Origin of the sequence: Halomonas sp. Cn5-12, from assembly GCF_021532545.1 — a bacterium.
Lineage (GTDB): Bacteria > Pseudomonadota > Gammaproteobacteria > Pseudomonadales > Halomonadaceae > Vreelandella > Vreelandella aquamarina.
Genome location: NZ_JAKGAY010000001.1, coordinates 154,635 through 173,284, shown reverse-complemented (window position 1 = coordinate 173,284; position 18,650 = coordinate 154,635). Strand labels below are relative to the sequence as shown.

Genomic DNA, 18,650 nt, shown 5'->3' with positions numbered 1-18,650 from the left:
ATGCCCATGCCCCAGGTGCCATTTGATGACCGCGGGCTAGCGTATGGCGACGGTGTATTTGAAACAGTGCTGCTGCGCGATGGGGTACCCGTACTTTGGGATTATCACCTCGCGCGCTTGGAACAGGGCTGTCGGCGCTTGAATATCCCGTTGCCTACCTCTCAACAGCTGGCGCAGGTGTGGCAGTCACCTCCTGCGGCAGCGCTGGAAGTACTTAAACTAATATTGACACGCGGAAGCGGTGGCCGAGGCTACGCGCTGCCTGATCCTCCTGAGCCCAGGCTGATCTTTCGGCGAACGCCTTTTGTTACCAACGGGCAGCGGTGGCAACACGGTGTCTGCGTACGTTTGTGCCATCTTCGTTTAGGGCATCAACCGCTGCTTGCGGGCATCAAACACCTTAACCGTTTGGAGAATGTGCTAGCTCGCCAGGAGTGGCAAGAGAGCCATATTGCCGAAGGCCTGTTAGCGGACCAATCAGGCGAAATGGTGGAAGCAACCAGTATGAACCTCTTCTGGTCAACGGAAGGGCGTCTTTTGACCCCTCGGGTAAACCGCTGCGGCGTGGCAGGTACTCTGCGCGCTGCGCTATTGGCTAACGGCGTTATTGAAGAAGAGGGGCTGACAGTCTCGGAACTACCACTGGTTGAGCGCCTTTGGGTGGGTAATTCGGTACAGGGCGTGTGGCCTGTGTGTGAATTGCTTGATACGCAGGGCGGCCTGATCGCGACTTGGCCTGTGTTAGCAGGGCCAGACCCACTGCAGCGTGAGGCTCACCGCCTGCTGGGCTATCCCAGTATGTTTCCCGCATCAGAATCCAAATAAATAGATTGAGGTGTCAACGTGAAACGGTTACTTACCGTCTTTGGAATATTGGTTGTGCTGGCCGTTGCCGCTGCGCTCGGCGGTTATGCTTATTGGCAGCAGCGTCTAGCGGCGCCAATTGCGGTAGAGGAACCCACCCTATATCAAGTGCCTGCCGGAGCTGGTTTTAATCAAGTCATTCGCGATTTAGAGGCGCAAGGAGTGCTTGAGGATGCCTGGGCATTTAAGCTACTGGCGCGGATAGACCCAGAGCAGATGCCAAGTCTACGGGTTGGCGAGTACCGCCTCACACCGGGGATGAGTGGGCGAGAGGTGATGGCCCTGCTGGGCAGTAATAACGTGGTGACTTATTCGCTGACCGTGCCTGAAGGATGGACCTTTCGCCAAATGCGTGCGCTGCTAAATAGTGCGCCGAAGCTTGAACACCGTACGGCAGACATGAGTGACGAAGAAGTCATGACGCTGCTGGACCGTGAGGGCACCTTTCCTGAAGGTTGGTTCTTCCCCGATACCTACCGCTATCATCTGGGCATGAGCGATGTCGATATTTTGAGCCAAGCGTTAAATCGGATGGAGCGCATTTTGGAGCAAGTGTGGGCGGAACGGGATGACGATTTAACCATTGAAACGCCCTATGAAGCGCTAATTATGGCATCGCTGATTGAGCGGGAAACCGGGGCGCCTGAAGAGCGCAGAGAGATTGCTGGGGTATTTAAGCGCCGGATGGAGCGTGGCATGCGTCTGCAAACAGACCCCACGGTAATATACGGCATGGGCGAGCGCTATGATGGCCGCATCACACGGGCAGACCTGCGTGAAGCCACCCCTTACAATACTTATGTGATTGACGGCATGCCGCCGACGCCGATTGCCATGCCAGGGCGAGCCTCATTGGAGGCGGCGGTGAAGCCGCTACCCGGCGAAACGCTCTATTTTGTGTCCCGAGGTGACGGCACGCATCACTTCTCGCGCACATTACGCGAGCATAACAATGCCGTGAATCGCTATATTCGAAACCGTTAATAAATAGCTAAACACTGAACATGTCGATGGCGTATCTATTGAGTAAGGGGCAGCAATGAGCAAACGCGGACGCTTCATCACCCTAGAAGGCGGTGAGGGAGTCGGTAAGTCTACCAATATGGCGTTTGTCGAAGCATGGCTAACGGCCCAGGGAATGGAAGTGGTACGAACCCGTGAACCGGGTGGTACCCCCCGCGCAGAAGCAATTCGTGAGCTGTTGCTTGACCCTGCCCCCCAAGAGCCGCTGAGCGTTGATGCCGAGCTGTTACTGGTCTTTGCGGCCCGTGCACAGCATCTAGCGGAAAAAATCCTGCCAGCGTTGGCACGAGGTGCCTGGGTAGTATGTGACCGTTTTACCGATGCCACCTTTGCCTATCAGGGCGGCGGGCGCGGGATCAACCCCGCACGCATTGCGCAGTTAGAGCAATTTGTACAGCAAGGCCTTGCCCCCGATCTCACTCTGCTGCTGGATATGCCGCCCGAAGCTGCCAAAGAGCGGTTAGAAGGCCGCCTACGCGAGCTAAATACCCAGCGTGACCGGTTTGAGCAAGAGCAGGCGGGTTTCTTTATGGCGGTACGCCGAGCTTATTTGGATCGCGCGGCCGCTTCGCCTGAGCGCTATGCGGTGATTGATGCAGCTCAGCCGCTAGAGATGGTTCAAGCGGCGCTAAGCCACGTATTGGAAGAACGGGTTGCCCAATGGCAATAACTGGCGTATTGCCCTGGCATCAGGCCACTTGGCAGCAGCTGGTGCGCCTTGCCAACAGCGGGCGCATGCCCCATGCCTTGCTGATTAGCGGTGCCCACGGGGTTGGCAAGCAGCAGTTGGCAGAAGCGTTGATCGCTAGAACGCTATGTGCCCAGCCCGGCGAGCAGGCTTGCGGGCAGTGTCACAGCTGCGCCATGTTGGCCTCTGGCTATCACCCTGATCTACTGCGGGTGTCTCCAGAAGAGGGCAAGCGCCAAATCCGCATTGACCCCGTTCGCGAAGTGAATCGGTTTGTCTCGCAAACGGCGCAGCAGGGTGGCTACCGAGTGATTGTGATCTCACCTGCTGAAGCCATGAATATTGCCGCCGCCAACGCGCTGTTAAAAAGCCTGGAAGAACCCGGCGATAAAACGTTATTTATCCTACTTTCAGATGTGCCCTCCCGCACGCTGCCAACGATTCGTTCGCGCTGCCAGCAGTGGCCCCTAGCAAGCGTGCCCTTTGATGACTGTAAAGGGTGGCTGACCCAGCAGCTGGGTGGTGATGAAGCTCACTTCTGGTGGCAAGTATCAGGCGGCCTTCCCCTGTTAGCGGTTGAGCTGGCCGCTCCCGATGAACGGGCGCTGCGCCACCAGATTCACGACTGTTTCGAACAGTTAGTGCGCGGGGCAGAGCCTGTTTCAGAGGCGGCGAGGCTGGATCGCCAAGCGATTGATGCGATCTTATGGTACGGTATTGCTTGGCTTGAAGACTTGATTCGTCTGGGACTATCGGGCGAGCAGAGCGTGCTACACAATCCTGATTTAACGCCGCTTTATCGCCAGGCGGTGAAAAATGGCCGCGTACAGGACTGGTTCCGGCTATTAGATTACGCCAGAGAGCAGCGCCGCTTGCTGGCCGTTGGAGCAAACCCGAATCCACAGCTGGTGCTTGAAGCTTGGCTGGTGCGCTGGTCTGCGCTGCTGCGCTCCTGACAATCTAATGCAATGAGGTAGTGATGGCTGCTCAAAAAGCACTCTCTTTAACGATACCCGACGTGCCCACGCTGCTATCTGCCTATATGCCGTTTTTGGATCGAGGCGGTATTTTTGTGCCTACCAAAACATTGTATAGCCTCGGGCAACCCGTTGTACTGCTGCTAACGCTGCCAGGGGAGAGCGAGCGACTCTCCGTCACCGGTCAGGTGATTTGGATCTCGCCAGAAGGTGTTAGTGGCCGAAGACTGCCAGGCATTGGCGTGCACTTTAGTCAGCAAGATTACTCTGTGCGTGACCGTATCGAGACCCTGTTAGCCGGGCAGCTTGATAAAGCGCCTCCCTCGTTTACGCTCTAAGCTAGCTACCTCCTATTTACTTCCAAAGAGCACTGCATGTTTGTTGATTCTCACTGTCATCTAGACCGTTTATCAGAGCATACACATGGCGGCGATGTGGCCGCCACGTTGGATGCTGCCCGTGCTGCCAACGTTAGCCAGTTTTTAGCCATCTCTACGACGTTAGAAGAGCTGCCGGGCTTGGCCGCCATTGCTAGAGCACATCACGATGTGGCTATTTCCGCGGGCCTTCACCCGCTCCACCAAGAGCCAAATGAGCCGACGGTGGACGATATCGTAGAGGCTGCTGAACAGTATGGAGCGGTAGCGATTGGTGAGACAGGGCTGGATTATCACTACCAGGAGAGCGTGCCTGTCAGCGTTCAGCATGAGCGATTCAAGCGGCATCTCATCGCTGCGAATGAGCTAGAGTTGCCGGTCATCATTCATACCCGCGAGGCCAAAGAGGATACGCTGGCGCTGCTGCGTGAATACAGCAATCCTCAGGTGGGCGGCGTCATCCACTGCTTTACTGAAGACCTGGACATGGCGCGGGAGGCGGTTCGGCTTGGATTCTATATTTCTCTTTCCGGCATTATTACGTTTCGTAATGCGGCATCGCTCAGAACACTGGCGCGTCAGCTTCCGCTGGATCGGCTGTTAATTGAAACCGACAGCCCTTATTTGGCCCCTGTCCCTTATCGCGGTAAGCCCAATGAGCCTGCCTGGGTCGTTGAAGTCGCGGAGTGTATTGCGCGTGAACGAGGCATCAGCGTGGATGAAGTTGCCATGCAAACGACCGTTAATTTTTACCATCTGTTCCGCGCTGCGGCACCAGACGCGCCTGCCCATGTCAAAGAGGCCTTGGCACAGTCTGGGCTTGTGGTGTAACACGCGGTGACAACCACTGGAGGTCGGTGATGAGTATTGATCGACTATTGCAGCAGTCAGAAGGCTCAGCATCTATTCCCCCTGTTGATACCTGGCAGCCCGCGCTATCAGGAGAAATGGATATCCTGATTCAGGAGGATGGCTCCTGGCTGCATGAAGGGCAGCCGTTTGCTCGTCCTGCGATTGCCAAGCTGCTCTCCAGCCTGCTGCGTCTGGATGCCGATGGATACTGCCTGGTCACTCCCGTGGAGCGCTGGCGCATTGCCGTAGTGGACCGCCCCTTTGTCGTGGTCGAAGCGGATTTCCACGATGATGCCTGGTGGCTAAAGACTCAATTTGACGATGTAGTACGTCTGGATGCCGAGCACCCCATGAGGTTGACTGCTTCTCCCAGCGGCGAGATGGCGCCCGAATGTGCTATCCGGTTCGGTTTAGCGGCTCGACTGCACCGCAACGTGTTCTATCGCTTGGTAGAGCAGGCGCGCGTGCAAGAAAATTCGTCAGGCCAGAGCGAGTGTCAGCTCTATAGTGCGGGAAGCTGGCACCTGCTTGGCCAGTGGAGCGATAGCGTGCCAAGTGAGGCGCCGTGAAGTTAACCGCCGAGCAGCAAGCTGTTGTTCACCATAGGGAAGGGCATGCGCGTGTAGCCGCCGTGGCGGGCGCAGGTAAAACCACGACCATGGCTGCCCGAGTGCTTCACCTGTTAGGCAGTGGCGTTTCTCCCAAGCGAATGCTGGTGCTGATGTTTAACCGCTCAGCGAAAGATGACTTCCAGCGTCGCCTAGCCAGCATGGCCCCAGCAGGCCAGCCGTTGCCCGACGTTCGTACTTTTCACTCCCTAGGCCACCGGCTGACCCAAAGCCTGTGCCGCTGGGGGGCGCTCGCCCCCAGGCGGCTACTCTCTGCTGAATGGCAAATGGAGCGCTTGCTTCGTCAAGCTAGCCTGAATGTGCTTGCCGGCCAGGTAGATCGTCGCGACGCTGCGCTGGAAGGTGATCGGCTAGAGGCGTTGGCACATTTTTGTGGCCTAGTGAAGGCTGAAATGCTGCCTGCGGCGACGCTTTATGAGCGCCTTAATTACGATCCGGATACCGACTATTTTCCTACGGCCTTCGAAGAAGCCGAGCGTCTGCTGCACGCTGAAGGCGTCATGACCTATGCGGACCTACTCTACCGCCCGCTGCAGGCCCTGGAAGCGGACGCAACGCTCCGCAAGCGGGTCGAAGGTTTCTTGGATCATGTGATTGTTGATGAGTACCAGGATATCAATACGGTTCAGCAGCGGCTGCTGGCCGTGCTTGCTGGGCCGAGTGCGAATGTGATGGCTGTGGGCGATGCTAACCAATGTATTTATGAGTGGCGCGGTGCTCGTCCAGACACGATGCTGGAGAACTTTACCGCCACCTTCGGCAAAGCCACCGACTATCCGCTCTCCATGACCTTTCGCCACGGGCATGCCTTGGCGCTGACGGCTAACCACGCCATCATGGCCAATCAGCGTCGGCCCGATCAGCTCTGCTTGGCCGAAGCAGGTAATCCCGATACTCGCGTAACCGTAGGTCAAGGAAGCCGACTGTTACTGGATGCCTTGATGCACTGGCAGGCCCAGGGGAGGGCGCTCAGTGATGCTAGCCTGCTAGTGCGAAGCTGGGCGCTCTCGGTGCCTTTCCAGCTTGCCTTGCTGCAGGCGGGTATCCCCTTTCGTCTGCTGCGAGAAGATCGCTTCGTGTTCCGCTTGCCCCTGGTGCAGGCGTTGGCAGGTTATCTGAAACTCTCCAGGCGTCCAGAACTGCTTCACGACCCAGAGCAGTTGCTGCTGCTGTTATCTCAGCCAACCCCCTTTGTCGCCCGTGAACGCCTGCAGCGTCTGGCTTACCAGTTAGCGACAACCCAGCAGTGGCCGGAGCGGCACGAGCCCGTTCTGGCAGCGCTAAAACCGCTACAGCGGCGCACGCTAAAAAAACGCTGGGAGCTACTGTGTGAGCTGCCTAAACTTAACGCATGGCCCCCGGCCAAATTGCTCGGCCATGTGGTAGAGGCGATTGACGCTGAAAAAACGCTGAAACGTGCCGCCGCTAGACGCGATAAAGGAGAGGAGGATGTGCGTTTGCTCGACGTGCTGATTGAGCAGGCTGAGAGCGTACAAGATCCAGACGCCTTCATTGAGCTACTTGAACGTCCGGTGGAGAATCAGGCTGGCGGCGTGCTGGTCAGTACCGTGCACGGTGCCAAGGGCCTCGAGTGGTCGCTAGTGGCCGTTGCAGGCGTTAATGAAGAAGACTTTCCCCACTATAGCCGCGATAACCCGCTGAATGATGAGCGCTTAGAGGAGGAGCGGCGGCTGTTTTATGTGGCCATCACGCGTGCCAAGGAGCAGTTGCTGGTTCTTCACGACGGAGGTGCACATCGGCCAAGCCGTTTTATTGCCGAAAGTGCCTGGCAGGATGGTATGCGTGTCGCCGCTTGTTTAGCCAATCAGCAGGCGCCAGATACGCCGTTAGAAGTGCAATCCCCTAGCTTAGTGGCCCGTTACTTGGAAAGAGTAGGGCGCGCCGACATTGCCTTAGCCGCACCACAGGTGAAGGAGTCTTCAGCTGGTTACCAAGCGGGTAGCCACTACTACCCCGGTCAGCGCTTGCTGCACGCAGTGTTTGGAGAAGGCGAAGTGGCGGCAGTAGAGGGTAATCCGTCCGACCCGGTGATTGATGTGCGGTTTGTGCAAGCCGGGCGACGTCGTCTCATCGCCCGCCGTGCACCTATTGAGGTGATGGAGCCTCCGGTGCAGCCAGCGTAGCCAGCTGCACCATTGCTATCCCTGTTATATATTTGGCCTGTTACATATTTGGATAGTTCGGGCCGCCACCGCCTTCAGGGGCTACCCAGGTAATATTCTGGGCGGGGTCTTTGATATCGCAGGTTTTGCAGTGCACGCAGTTCTGGAAGTTAATCTGGAAGCGTGGCTTGCCCTGATCATCCTCAACCACCTCATACACCCCTGCCGGGCAGTAGCGCTGAGCGGGTTCAGCATACTTGGGCAGGTTGTCACGAATCGGCAGCTCTGGGTCTGCGAGGCGCAGGTGGCAGGGCTGATCCTCTTCATGGTTCGTATTGGACAAGAACACCGAGGTGGATTTATCAAACGACAGTTTGCCATCTGGTTTCGGGTAGTTGATTTTCTCGAACTCAGCGGCTGGCTTTAACGCGCCGTGGTCGGTAGTGGTGTCATGAATGTTGGGTAGTTTATTGCCCAACAGCTGGTTCACGAAGTTATAGGCGCCGCCGCCAACCGTGCCATATTTGTGAATGGCAGGGCCGAAGCTCGCACTCTCTTTCAGCTCCTGGTAGGCCCAGCTGGCTTCCCACTTGCTGGTAAAGCTGGCAAGCTCTTGCCCACCCTCATCGCCATCTTTGATGGCTTCAAAAACGCTCTCTGCAGCGACCATACCAGACTTCATCGCCGTATGCAGGCCTTTAATCTTGGCAAAGTTCAGGGTGCCCGCATCACAACCAATCAACAGGCCGCCGGGGAAGGTCATTTTCGGCAGGCAGTTGAACCCTCCTTTGGCAATGGCCCGTGCGCCGTAAGCTACCCGTTTGCCGCCTTCCAGGTACTGGCTGAGCACCGGGTGGTGTTTCATGCGCTGAAATTCATCGAACGGGGAAAGCCACGGGTTCTGGTAACCGAGGTCCATAATCAGGCCCACTACCACCTGCTGGTTTTCCGCGTGGTAGAGGAACCAACCGCCGTGGGTGTTGCTGTCTAGTGGCCAGCCGGAGCCGTGAACTACCAAGCCGGGTTCGTGCTTCTCGGCGGGCACATCCCACAGTTCTTTCAAGCCGATGCCGTAATGCTGCGGGTCGCGTCCAGCATTCAGTGAGAAGTCATTGATCAGTCGCTTGCCTAGGTGGCCCCGTGCGCCCTCTGCAAACAGCGTGTACTTAGCGCGCAGCTCCATGCCGGGCATATAGCCATCCTTGGGGGTGCCATCGGCACCTACGCCCATATCGCCAATCAGGATGCCGCGCACCACATTATCTTCAATGATGACTTCCTGAGCAGCAAAACCAGGAAATATTTCAACGCCCAGCGATTCCGCCTGCTCGGCCAGCCAGCGGCACAGGTTGCCTGCGCTAATCACGTAGCGAGTTAAATCGCCGCCGGTGTTATGCATGCTTTTCGGCACCAGCGCATTAGGAATTTTTTGCGCTTTTTCGGCGTCTTTTAATAGATACACATCATCGCGAACGGCTGGTGTATTAAGGGGAGCATCGCGCTCCTCCCAGTCGGGGAAAAGCTCAGCCAATGCGCGCGGCTCGAATACTGCGCCGGAAAGAATGTGGGCGCCTACCTCAGAGCCTTTTTCGACGACACAGACGGTGAGTTCTTGCTCGGCCTCGTTGGCTTGCTGCATTAAGCGGCAGGCGGCGGCAAGCCCTGATGGGCCTGCGCCGACGATGACAACGTCAAAGTCCATTACATCGCGTTCAACGTTTTCCACCCGGTTTCTCCTTATTCTCATAAGCGCCATCTGTATCTGGCTAGCGAATGGGCACTAGCTTATGAAAAGATGGCCTTAATTTAAAACGGTCGTTTGCTTCTGGTTATCTCCCATGATAGGCATAATACCCGTGTCAGGTCACCCCTACGATGGCAAAAGCACACTTTATAAGTGTCGGTACGAATAGCGATACCGGCGGGCTACGACCAAGGCCGCACGAAGAGAAAGTTGTTGCTGGTGGGTAGGCTGTGGCAAATTGATAGGGTTTTTCATTTGCTAGCCTATCAAACGCTTGCATGAATTTTGAGCGCAGCCACTAGGTGGCGGCGCCTAGTCAGGTTAACGGCTTCTATCACGAGCCAAGCGAGGAACCTATGAAAGTACTCGTCGCGGTGAAACGCGTCATCGACTACAACGTCAAAATCCGCGTCAAAGCGGACCACTCTGATGTAGACCTTACCAACGTTAAAATGGCCATGAACCCCTTCTGCGAAATTGCCGTGGAAGAGGCGGTGCGCCTGAAAGAGAAGGGTGTGGCCACCGAGGTCGTGGCCGTGACCGTGGGCCCCAAGGCCGCCCAAGAGCAGCTGCGCACCGCGCTGGCGCTGGGGGCTGACCGCGCCATCCACATTGAAACCGACGAACGCGCCGAATCGCTGGCGGTGGCCAAACTGCTGGCCAAAGTGGTAGACGAAGAGCAGCCCGGCCTCGTCATCCTCGGCAAGCAGGCCATCGACACCGACAACAACCAGACCGGCCAGATGCTCGCTGCGCTGACCAATCTGCCGCAAGGCACTTTCGCCTCAGAAGTCGCGGTAGATGGTGATAAGGTCAACGTGACCCGTGAAATCGACGGCGGCCTGCAAACCGTCGCGCTGACACTCCCGGCCATCGTCACCACTGACCTGCGCCTCAACGAGCCGCGCTACGCCAAGCTGCCGGACATCATGAAGGCCAAGAAAAAGCCGCTGGATGTCAAAACCCCCGCTGACTACGGCGTGGAAGTGGCTTCCAAGGTCACGCTGCTCAAAGTGGAATCCCCCGCCGAGCGCAAAGGCGGTATCAAAGTCGCCTCGGTTGACGAGCTGATCGACAAACTGAAAAACGAAGCCAAAGTGATCTAAGGTCGGCGTGACGTTGATCGACATGCTTTGAAAGGAGTGAATTCTATGAGCATTCTGGTACTTGCCGACCTGCATGAAGGTCAGTTGGCCAGCGCCACCGCCCACGTCGTGGCAGCGGCCCAAGCCATTGGTGGCGATATCGATGTGCTGGTCGCTGGTGAAGGCGTCCAGGCCGCCGCTGACGCGGCAGCCAAACTCGATGGCGTGCGTAAAGTACGCGTGGCAGATAACGCCGTCTACGCCCATCAGCTGGCCGAGCCCATGGGTGCGCTGCTGGTAGAGCTGGCAGGTGATTACACCCACGTACTGGCCAGCGCCTCCACCACCGGTAAAAACGTCCTGCCACGCTTGGCGGCCCTGAAAGATGTCAGCCAGCTGTCGGATGTGATTGGCATCGAAAGCGCCGATACTTTCCTGCGCCCGATTTATGCCGGTAACGCCATCGCCACGGTCAAAAGTGACGACGCGCTGAAAGTCATTACCGTGCGCACCACCGCGTTCGATGCGGTGGGCCAGGGCGGCAGCGCAGCCGTGGAAGCGGTAGCGTTCGCCGCTGACAACAGCCAATCCAGCTTTGTCAAAGAAGAGCTGGCCCAGAGCGACCGCCCGGAACTCGGCGGTGCCAAGGTCGTCATCTCCGGTGGCCGTGGCATGGGTAACGGCGAGAACTTCAAGCTGCTGGACGGCATTGCCGATAAGCTGGGCGCGGCCATTGGCGCTTCGCGTGCGGCGGTCGATGCGGGCTTTGTTCCTAACGACATGCAGGTGGGCCAGACCGGTAAGATCGTCGCGCCTGAGCTTTATATTGCGGTGGGTATTTCAGGTGCGATTCAGCACTTGGCGGGCATGAAAGACTCCAAGGTGATCGTCGCCATCAACAAAGACGACGAAGCTCCGATCTTTCAGGTCGCCGACTATGGCCTAGTGGGGGATCTGTTCGAGATTCTGCCAGAGCTGGAAAGCAAGCTGTAAGTCATTGAACTTGCTACCTGTCAAAAGCCGACTTCGCCAGAAGTCGGCTTTTTTATTGCGGGCGGGTTCGATAAACTGACAATAGTTGACTAAGGTGCTGGGACAAAGATTTGCCGCCGATGGTAAAAAAATTGCCGGGGCGGTGGTTGAAAAGGGTGGAGTAAGACCACACCTAATGTAGTGAACGCAACAGAAGCCACTCAAGGAGAAGATAGCATGGCACATACCCTTCCTGAACTGCCGTACGCTTACGATGCTCTCGAGCCGAACATCGACGCGATGACGATGGAAATTCACCACTCTCGCCACCACAACACCTACGTCACCAACCTGAACGGTGCGCTGGAAGGTACTGGTCTAGAAGATGTTCCGGTGGAAGAGCTGGTGGCGAACTTGGATCGCGTACCCGAAGAGAAGCGTCAAGCCGTTATCAACAACGGTGGCGGCCACGCTAATCACTCCATGTTTTGGCAAATGATGTCACCCAACGGTGGCGGACAGCCGCATGGCGACGTGGCTAAAGCCATCGACGCAGAGCTGGGCGGTTTTGATGCATTCAAAGACGCCTTCAAAAAAGCCGCGCTGGGCCGTTTCGGCAGCGGCTGGGCGTGGTTGTCCGTCACGCCTGAGAAAAAGCTGGTCGTCGAAAATACCCTCAACCAAGATAGCCCGTTGATGCACGGCAACACGCCCGTACTCGGTCTGGATGTTTGGGAGCACGCTTACTACCTGAAGTTCCAGAACAAGCGTCCAGACTACGTGGATGCTTTCTTCAACGTGGTGAACTGGGAAGATGTCGAGCGCCGTTACCAAGCCGCCATCGCCTAATACTCACGCCCTGTGAGGGCGGTGTCAGCTACTGACACCGTTGGAAAACCGCTCCCTATCAGGGAGCGGTTTTTTTGTCTCTGGGTATAGCGCTGGGCATGAGCTGTCCATAACCTGTGGATGAAAAAATACCATATATGCTGAAATTGATTTTCTCTTAGTCTATATATAGTATGCGTGGTGACTTTTAGAGGGGTAGAGCAAGCGCTGCGCACTACCTGAAAATTGCCGCTATGAAAAGGGGAAATAGCCATGGAAATCCAAATTTATAGCAAGCCTGCCTGTGTACAGTGTACTGCCACCTATCGCGCGCTGGATAAGCAAGGCCTTGAGTACACCGTCATCGACATTACCGCCGAAACGGGTGCTCAAGCAGAAGTCGAAGCGCTGGGTTACCGCCAGCTGCCTGTCGTGGTCGTCGGTGAAGAGCACTGGTCGGGCTTCCGTCCGGACCGCATCCAAGCGTTGGCGTAATCGTCACCTATGCACGCTGCTGACGTGGAAGCCGAGCAGGCAGGTACGCTGGTCTATTTTTCCACCAAGTCAGGCAACACCCATCGTTTTATTGAAAAGCTTGGTTTAAGTGCACAGCGGCTGCCGTTACATCGTGAAGCCCCGACGCTACGCATTGAGCAGCCCTACATATTGGTTACCCCCACCTACGGAGGTGGCTCGGCCAATGGGGCTGTGCCAAAGCAGGTTATTCGGTTTTTAAATGACGAGCACAACCGACACCTCTTACGAGGTGTCATTGCTGCTGGTAATACTAATTTTGGTGACGCATACGCTTTGGCGGGGCGAATCATTGCCCAAAAGTGCCAAGTGCCGCTGCTTTATCGTTTTGAATTGTTTGGTACCGATGACGATGTCGCCAAGGTCCGCAAAGGAGTAGAAGAGTTTTGGAAACGTCAAGCTCAGTCTCTAAGAACGTAGCTGCAAAAAACTCGGCAGATCAACGCCCTGCTGCGGGAGCCACCGAGGCGCGCACGCTGGATTACCATGCGCTGAATGCGATGTTGAACCTGTACGGTGCCAACGGCGAACTGCAGTTGGATAAAGACCGTGAAGCGGCGCGCCAGTACTTCTTGCAGCACGTCAATCAGAACACCGTGTTCTTCCACTCCTTGGAAGAGAAGTTGGACTACCTGGTGGAAGAGCAGTACTACGAAGCCGACGTGCTGGCGCAGTATAGCTTTACGTTTGTCAAAGCGCTGTTCGAGCAGGCGTATGCGTACAAATTCCGCTTCCCGAGCTTCTTGGGTGCGTTCAAGTACTACACCAGCTACACGCTCAAAACCTTCGACGGTAAACGTTATCTCGAGCGGTATGAAGACCGGGTTTGCATGGTGGCGCTCACGCTAGCGCGTGGCGATGAAGCGCTGGCCAAGTCGCTAGTCGACGAGATCATCAGCGGCCGCTTCCAGCCTGCGACGCCCACCTTCCTAAACTGTGGTAAGCGCCAGCGGGGCGAGCTGGTCTCTTGCTTCTTGCTGCGTATCGAAGACAACATGGAGTCCATCGGGCGTTCCATCAACTCCGCGCTGCAGCTCTCCAAGCGTGGCGGCGGCGTGGCCTTCCTGCTCAGCAACATTCGCGAATCCGGCGCGCCGATCAAGCGTATCGAGAACCAGTCGTCGGGCATCATTCCGATCATGAAACTGCTGGAAGACGCGTTCTCCTACGCCAACCAGCTAGGTGCGCGTCAAGGTGCCGGAGCGGTCTATCTCAACGCCCACCACCCGGACATTCTGCGCTTTTTGGACACCAAGCGTGAAAACGCGGACGAGAAAATCCGCATCAAAACGCTGTCGCTGGGCGTGACCATTCCCGATATCACGTTCGAGCTGGCCAAGCGCAACGACGACATGTACCTCTTCTCGCCCTACGATGTCGAGCGCGTCTACGGCGTGCCGTTTGGCGATATCAGTGTGACCGAGAAGTACCATGAAATGGTGGCCGACGCGCGTATTCGCAAGCACAAGATCAATGCTCGCGCCTTCTTCCAAACCCTGGCCGAGCTGCAGTTCGAGTCTGGCTACCCGTATATCATGTTCGAAGATACGGTCAACCGCGCCAACCCGATTGCAGGCCGTATCAACATGAGCAACCTCTGCTCCGAGATTCTGCAGGTCAACACGCCGACCGAGTACGACGACGACTTGGGCTACCGTCAGGTAGGGCAAGATATCTCTTGTAACCTCGGCTCGATGAACATCGCCAAGGTGATGGATTCCGGTGATATCGGCACCAGCGTCGAGATCGCCATTCGCGGTCTGACCGCCGTGTCTGAAATGAGTAATCTGCGCAGCGTTCCCTCCATCGCCGAGGGTAATGCCAAATCGCGCGCCATCGGTCTTGGCCAGATGAACCTGCATGGCTTCCTGGCTCGCGAGCATATTTATTACGGCTCAGAAGAGGGGTTGGACTTCACGAACCTGTACTTCTACTGCGTTGCGTTCCATGCCATTCGTGCGTCGAACCAGTTGGCCATCGAACACGGTGAGACCTTTGCCGGGTTCGCAGACTCTACCTATGCATCGGGTACGTTCTTCGATAAGTACACCGACCAGGCGTGGCTGCCGCGTACCGAGAAAGTCCGTCAGCTTTTCGAGCGCAGCGGTATTGCACTGCCCACGCAAGACGATTGGCAAGCGCTGAAAGCCTCGGTGATGGCGCACGGCCTATACAACCGTAACCTTCAAGCGGTACCGCCGACTGGTTCTATCTCGTACATCAACCACTCCACCTCCAGCATTCACCCGGTGGCGGCGAAGATCGAGATCCGTAAAGAGGGCAAGCTGGGTCGCGTTTACTACCCAGCGCCATTCTTGAACGAAGCGAATTTCGGTTACTTCCAGGATGCTTACGAAATCGGCCCTGAAAAAATTATCGATACCTACGCGGAGGCGTCCAAGCACGTTGACCAAGGCCTCTCGTTGACGCTGTTCTTCCCGGACACGGCCACCACGCGGGATATCAACAAGGCGCAAATTTACGCATGGCGTAAAGGTATTAAGACGCTTTACTACATTCGCTTACGCCAAAGTGCGCTTGAGGGCACCGAGGTAGAGGGTTGCGTCTCCTGTACGCTGTAACCTCGGATACGCTTTTAAGAAGATGTTTGTGAGAGAACTCTGATGACGATGATGCAACGTTTGTCGCGAGTGAATGCGATTAACTGGAACCGCCTTCAAGACGATAAAGACCTTGAGGTATGGAACCGTCTGACCAGTAACTTCTGGTTGCCGGAAAAAGTGCCGCTCTCTAATGATATTCAGTCGTGGAACACGCTGACGCAGCAAGAGAAGCAGCTTACTATCCGCGTATTTACGGGCCTGACGCTGCTGGACACCATTCAAAGCAGCGTGGGTGCGCCTGTGCTGATGGAAGATGCCCGCACTCCTCATGAAGAAGCGGTATACACCAATATCGCCTTTATGGAGTCCGTGCATGCGCGCTCCTACAGCTCGATTTTCTCGACGCTGTGTGCAACGCGTGATGTAGACGACGCGTTCCGCTGGAGTGAGGAAAATCCGACGCTACAGATGAAGTCGGAGCTCATCCTGAAGCGCTACCGCTCGGACGACCCGCTGATGCGCAAGGTGGCGAGCGTTTTCCTGGAGTCGTTCCTGTTCTACTCGGGCTTCTACTTGCCCATGTACTGGTCCAGCCATGCCAAGCTGACCAACACGGCCGACTTGATTCGTTTGATCATTCGTGATGAAGCGGTGCACGGTTACTACGTGGGCTACAAATTCCAGCAGGCGCTGGCAGAAGAGACGCCCGAGCGACAGCAGGAAGTCAAAGATTACGCTTACGAGCTGCTGCTGGAGCTTTACGACAACGAAGTTCGCTACACCGAGTCGCTGTATGATGAGGTTGGTTTGTCGGAAGATGTGAAGAAATTCCTTCACTACAACGCCAACAAAGCCCTGATGAACCTGGGCTTTGAGCCGCTATTCCCCAGCAGCGTGACGGACGTTGACCCGACGATCATGGCCGCACTGTCACCCAGCGCGGATGAGAACCACGACTTCTTCTCAGGGTCTGGCTCTTCCTATGTCATTGGTAAAGCGGTCGCCACAGAAGACGACGACTGGGCGTTTTAAGCACTGCTGTCGTTACGTTCTCTACGGGAGCTTATGGCTCCCGTTTTTTATGCGCGCAACTCCCGCCAGACTGTTGGTGGATGTTAATGATAAATATTGTCATTTATTCTATTAGTGTTACGCTATACACTGCACGCGTTAAACGCAAATCGTTCTTATACCTAATGAGTTTTAGCGCGCCGTTCGTGAGGGCGCGTTAAGCAGTGACGGAGACATAACGTGCTGAAAAGGCCTTTCTTTGCCTTGCGTGGGTGCTGGCTTGCCGGAGTGCTGGCCAGCGGTACGCTGATGGCAAGTGATGAGACAATGGATCAAGCGGCCCAAAGTGTCGAGGCCCAGCAAACCCAGTCTGAACTGCAGCAGCAAATTGACAGCGCGGATGAAGCTACGCGTTCCGCCATTGAAGAGTTGCGCCGCCTAGAGCGGGAAACCCGCCAGATAGAAACTACTAACGCAACGCTCAGTAGCCGCCTGGCTAGCGAAGCCGAGCGCCTGCAGCGATTAAGCCAAGCGCTTGATACGTTAAGCGATACCCGTGATGCGCTGCCCATGATTGAGCAGGACATGGCCGAGCAGCTAGCCCGTTGGATCGAGTCAGATCTACCTTTCTTAACCGATGAACGCCTCGCCCGGGTGGAATCCGCCGGTAATCCCGAGGCAGGCAGCGCTGAACGCATTGCCAGCTTGCTCGAAGCCTGGCGCGCTGAGCTGGCCTATGGCCGTGAAGTGGATAGTTGGCGAGGCCGGTTGGTGATGGAGGGGGCGTCGCCAAGAGAGGTGGAGTACCTGCGCATTGGCCGTATTGGCTTTTACTACCTGACGCCCGATGGTCGCGAAGGTGGCGTATGGGATAAAGAGAGCGGTGAATGGCTGGCGTTAGACGAACCCGCTCGCCGTCAGGTACGCAACGGCCTGCGCATCGTTAATGATCAGCGCACGCCGGAGCTTCTGCAACTACCACTTTCTATTACTGCCAATGACCAAGGGGGCCAGCCATGAGTCTATTCTCTCGCCCAAAAGCATGGCTTTGCCTAACGTTACTGGTTGGCACATTAACGAGCAGCGCTGCCATGGCCCAAAGCGATGAACTTGGGTCGCTAAGGGAGGCCCGAGAGGCTGCCCAAGCGCGTGATCAGGCGCGGCTGCAGTCATTCTTAGAAGATCAAGATGGCCTGGAAGCCGCCTTGGAGGAAGCACGCGCTGCCCATGAGGCGGCTGAAGAAGAGCAGGCAGCCCTTGAAGCGCAGCAGGATGAGCAAAGCGAGCAGGCCCAAGCGCTTGCCCAGCGGCAAGAGGAGCAGGGAGAAGCGTTAACCTCATTGCTAGCAGATCTTGCCCGTCATAGTGAAGAAATTCGCAATGAGCTAGGCGGCGATAGCTGGCTAACGCTAGAGGCAGATGCGCTGCCGCCGCGCCTTAATGATGTCGACGTTCTGGAGCGCTCACAAATTGAGGCCGTGGTAGATAGCCTGGCAACGCTCACTGTGAATACCGGTCGTGCCGAGCGTCTCGAGCTGCCGGTGGCGGATGCAAGCGGCGACATAGCGTCACATAGCGTCGTGCGGCTGGGTGATTTTGCTGCCTTTACCGAGTCTGCGCTGCTTAGAAAGGGGCAAGACGAAGAGAGCAGCCTCGCCGAAGTGCCGCGCACGCCAACAGCAATCAGCGACCTGTTAGCGGCTTACCATCAGGGCGAGAGCCGTGAATTTGCCATTGACCCCACGCAAGGCAGTGTTCTGGAAGCGTTGGCGCAACAGCCCACGCTCTGGGAGCGCTTTCAGCAAGGAGGCTACGTCGGTTACGTCGTTGTCGTGCTCGGTGGTATCGGGCTGCTGGTTGCGTTAGCTCAGTATATTTACCTACTGACGGTGAGTGCGCGTGTGCGCCGCCAGCGCCAAAACTTGGATCAGCCAAGCAAAGATAATCCGCTTGGTCGCGTGTTAGAACGCTTTAAAGAGATGGATAAGCACCAAACGCCAGAAGCGCTCGAAGCGAGGCTAGATGAGGCGGTGCTGGCCGAGTTGCCGAAGATCGAGCGTGGTCAGCCTATCGTTAAATTACTGGCCGCCATTGCACCTCTGCTGGGGCTACTGGGTACCGTGACAGGCATGATCGTGACCTTCCAAGCCATTACGGTATTTGGTACCGGCGACCCGCAGCTAATGGCTGGCGGTATCAGCCAGGCGTTGGTGACCACTGTACTGGGCTTGGTAACCGCTGTGCCGCTGCTGTTTGCCCAAACGGCACTCTCTAGTCGCAGCCGTTTTATTACTCAGGTGATTGAAGGCGAAGCCAGCGCCACGTTGGCCGACCATCTGGAAGCGCAGTTCACTCTTTCTGGGCAAACGGTGAACTAGC

At 56.5% G+C, this 18,650-nt stretch carries 18 protein-coding genes; 17 read left to right on the top strand and 1 reads right to left on the bottom strand.

The window, feature by feature from the left end; genetic code table 11:
* The 8 genes from pabC to L1249_RS00780 are packed head-to-tail and all read left to right on the top strand — an operon-like array spanning window position 1 to window position 7,554.
* Window positions 1-825, top strand: coding sequence for an aminodeoxychorismate lyase (gene pabC, locus L1249_RS00815; RefSeq protein ID WP_228168414.1), 825 nt, complete (start codon window positions 1-3; stop codon window positions 823-825).
* 18 nt (window positions 826-843) lie between these two features.
* Window positions 844-1,848 carry an endolytic transglycosylase MltG gene (gene mltG / locus L1249_RS00810; protein ID WP_062360071.1) on the top strand — a complete coding sequence of 335 codons (1,005 nt, stop codon included), beginning with the start codon at window positions 844-846 and terminating at the stop codon, window positions 1,846-1,848.
* 55 nt (window positions 1,849-1,903) lie between these two features.
* On the top strand, window positions 1,904-2,557 hold the full coding sequence (gene tmk, locus L1249_RS00805) for a dTMP kinase (RefSeq protein WP_228168412.1): 654 nt from the start codon (window positions 1,904-1,906) through the stop codon (window positions 2,555-2,557).
* The gene (locus L1249_RS00800; protein ID WP_044629222.1) at window positions 2,548-3,531 is read left to right on the top strand and encodes a DNA polymerase III subunit delta'; all 984 of its coding nucleotides are present in this window, start codon (window positions 2,548-2,550) and stop codon (window positions 3,529-3,531) included. Before tmk ends, L1249_RS00800 begins: the two co-directional genes overlap by 10 nt.
* A 23-nt stretch (window positions 3,532-3,554) precedes the next feature.
* Entirely contained in the window at window positions 3,555-3,890 is a 336-nt protein-coding gene (locus L1249_RS00795; protein ID WP_058577895.1) for a PilZ domain-containing protein, read from the top strand.
* 36 nt (window positions 3,891-3,926) lie between these two features.
* Entirely contained in the window at window positions 3,927-4,760 is an 834-nt protein-coding gene (locus L1249_RS00790; RefSeq protein ID WP_172416265.1) for a TatD family hydrolase, read from the top strand.
* A gap of 29 nt (window positions 4,761-4,789) precedes the next feature.
* A complete protein-coding gene (locus tag L1249_RS00785; protein ID WP_062373464.1) occupies window positions 4,790-5,350 on the top strand; it encodes a DUF1285 domain-containing protein in 561 nt (186 codons plus the stop codon).
* Window positions 5,347-7,554, top strand: a complete 2,208-nt coding sequence (locus tag L1249_RS00780; RefSeq protein WP_058577898.1) for an ATP-dependent helicase — start codon at window positions 5,347-5,349, stop codon at window positions 7,552-7,554. Before L1249_RS00785 ends, L1249_RS00780 begins: the two co-directional genes overlap by 4 nt.
* Before the next feature lie 40 nt (window positions 7,555-7,594).
* Here the strand turns inward: L1249_RS00780 and L1249_RS00775 are convergent, their stop codons facing one another.
* On the bottom strand, window positions 7,595-9,259 hold the full coding sequence (locus L1249_RS00775) for an electron transfer flavoprotein-ubiquinone oxidoreductase (RefSeq protein WP_058577899.1): 1,665 nt from the start codon (window positions 9,257-9,259) through the stop codon (window positions 7,595-7,597).
* Window positions 9,260-9,633: 374 nt separating this feature from the next.
* On the opposite strand from L1249_RS00775, the gene L1249_RS00770 reads away from it, so the two are divergent.
* The 9 genes from L1249_RS00770 to L1249_RS00730 all read left to right on the top strand — a co-directional run bounded on the left by L1249_RS00770 (window position 9,634) and on the right by L1249_RS00730 (window position 18,649).
* On the top strand, window positions 9,634-10,383 hold the full coding sequence (locus tag L1249_RS00770) for an electron transfer flavoprotein subunit beta/FixA family protein (RefSeq protein WP_062373473.1): 750 nt from the start codon (window positions 9,634-9,636) through the stop codon (window positions 10,381-10,383).
* A gap of 45 nt (window positions 10,384-10,428) precedes the next feature.
* On the top strand, window positions 10,429-11,355 hold the full coding sequence (locus tag L1249_RS00765) for an electron transfer flavoprotein subunit alpha/FixB family protein (protein ID WP_228168411.1): 927 nt from the start codon (window positions 10,429-10,431) through the stop codon (window positions 11,353-11,355).
* A gap of 216 nt (window positions 11,356-11,571) precedes the next feature.
* Window positions 11,572-12,183, top strand: coding sequence for a superoxide dismutase (locus L1249_RS00760; RefSeq protein WP_044630796.1), 612 nt, complete (start codon window positions 11,572-11,574; stop codon window positions 12,181-12,183).
* 252 nt (window positions 12,184-12,435) lie between these two features.
* On the top strand, window positions 12,436-12,657 hold the full coding sequence (gene nrdH, locus L1249_RS00755) for a glutaredoxin-like protein NrdH (RefSeq protein WP_044630795.1): 222 nt from the start codon (window positions 12,436-12,438) through the stop codon (window positions 12,655-12,657).
* A gap of 9 nt (window positions 12,658-12,666) precedes the next feature.
* Entirely contained in the window at window positions 12,667-13,116 is a 450-nt protein-coding gene (nrdI, locus tag L1249_RS00750; RefSeq protein WP_044630794.1) for a class Ib ribonucleoside-diphosphate reductase assembly flavoprotein NrdI, read from the top strand.
* Entirely contained in the window at window positions 13,083-15,278 is a 2,196-nt protein-coding gene (gene nrdE / locus L1249_RS00745; protein ID WP_084812783.1) for a class 1b ribonucleoside-diphosphate reductase subunit alpha, read from the top strand. Before nrdI ends, nrdE begins: the two co-directional genes overlap by 34 nt.
* Before the next feature lie 42 nt (window positions 15,279-15,320).
* The gene (gene nrdF, locus L1249_RS00740; RefSeq protein WP_044630793.1) at window positions 15,321-16,292 is read left to right on the top strand and encodes a class 1b ribonucleoside-diphosphate reductase subunit beta; all 972 of its coding nucleotides are present in this window, start codon (window positions 15,321-15,323) and stop codon (window positions 16,290-16,292) included.
* Between the two features lie 219 nt (window positions 16,293-16,511).
* Window positions 16,512-17,291: a DUF3450 domain-containing protein gene (locus L1249_RS00735; protein ID WP_228168410.1), complete on the top strand. Its 780-nt coding sequence runs from the start codon at window positions 16,512-16,514 to the stop codon at window positions 17,289-17,291.
* A complete protein-coding gene (locus L1249_RS00730; RefSeq protein WP_228168409.1) occupies window positions 17,288-18,649 on the top strand; it encodes a MotA/TolQ/ExbB proton channel family protein in 1,362 nt (453 codons plus the stop codon). Before L1249_RS00735 ends, L1249_RS00730 begins: the two co-directional genes overlap by 4 nt.
* The last annotated feature ends 1 nt before the right edge of the window (window position 18,650 follow it).

Coding starts and splice junctions, on each gene's coding strand:
- L1249_RS00730 (WP_228168409.1), top strand. CDS start 17,288: ATGAGTCTATTCTCTCGCCCAAAAGCATGGCTTTGCCTAACGTTACTG.
- L1249_RS00795 (WP_058577895.1), top strand. CDS start 3,555: ATGGCTGCTCAAAAAGCACTCTCTTTAACGATACCCGACGTGCCCACG.
- nrdI (WP_044630794.1), top strand. CDS start 12,667: ATGCACGCTGCTGACGTGGAAGCCGAGCAGGCAGGTACGCTGGTCTAT.
- L1249_RS00765 (WP_228168411.1), top strand. CDS start 10,429: ATGAGCATTCTGGTACTTGCCGACCTGCATGAAGGTCAGTTGGCCAGC.
- nrdH (WP_044630795.1), top strand. CDS start 12,436: ATGGAAATCCAAATTTATAGCAAGCCTGCCTGTGTACAGTGTACTGCC.
- L1249_RS00785 (WP_062373464.1), top strand. CDS start 4,790: ATGAGTATTGATCGACTATTGCAGCAGTCAGAAGGCTCAGCATCTATT.
- L1249_RS00770 (WP_062373473.1), top strand. CDS start 9,634: ATGAAAGTACTCGTCGCGGTGAAACGCGTCATCGACTACAACGTCAAA.
- tmk (WP_228168412.1), top strand. CDS start 1,904: ATGAGCAAACGCGGACGCTTCATCACCCTAGAAGGCGGTGAGGGAGTC.
- L1249_RS00790 (WP_172416265.1), top strand. CDS start 3,927: ATGTTTGTTGATTCTCACTGTCATCTAGACCGTTTATCAGAGCATACA.
- pabC (WP_228168414.1), top strand. CDS start 1: ATGCCCATGCCCCAGGTGCCATTTGATGACCGCGGGCTAGCGTATGGC.
- nrdF (WP_044630793.1), top strand. CDS start 15,321: ATGACGATGATGCAACGTTTGTCGCGAGTGAATGCGATTAACTGGAAC.
- L1249_RS00760 (WP_044630796.1), top strand. CDS start 11,572: ATGGCACATACCCTTCCTGAACTGCCGTACGCTTACGATGCTCTCGAG.
- L1249_RS00800 (WP_044629222.1), top strand. CDS start 2,548: ATGGCAATAACTGGCGTATTGCCCTGGCATCAGGCCACTTGGCAGCAG.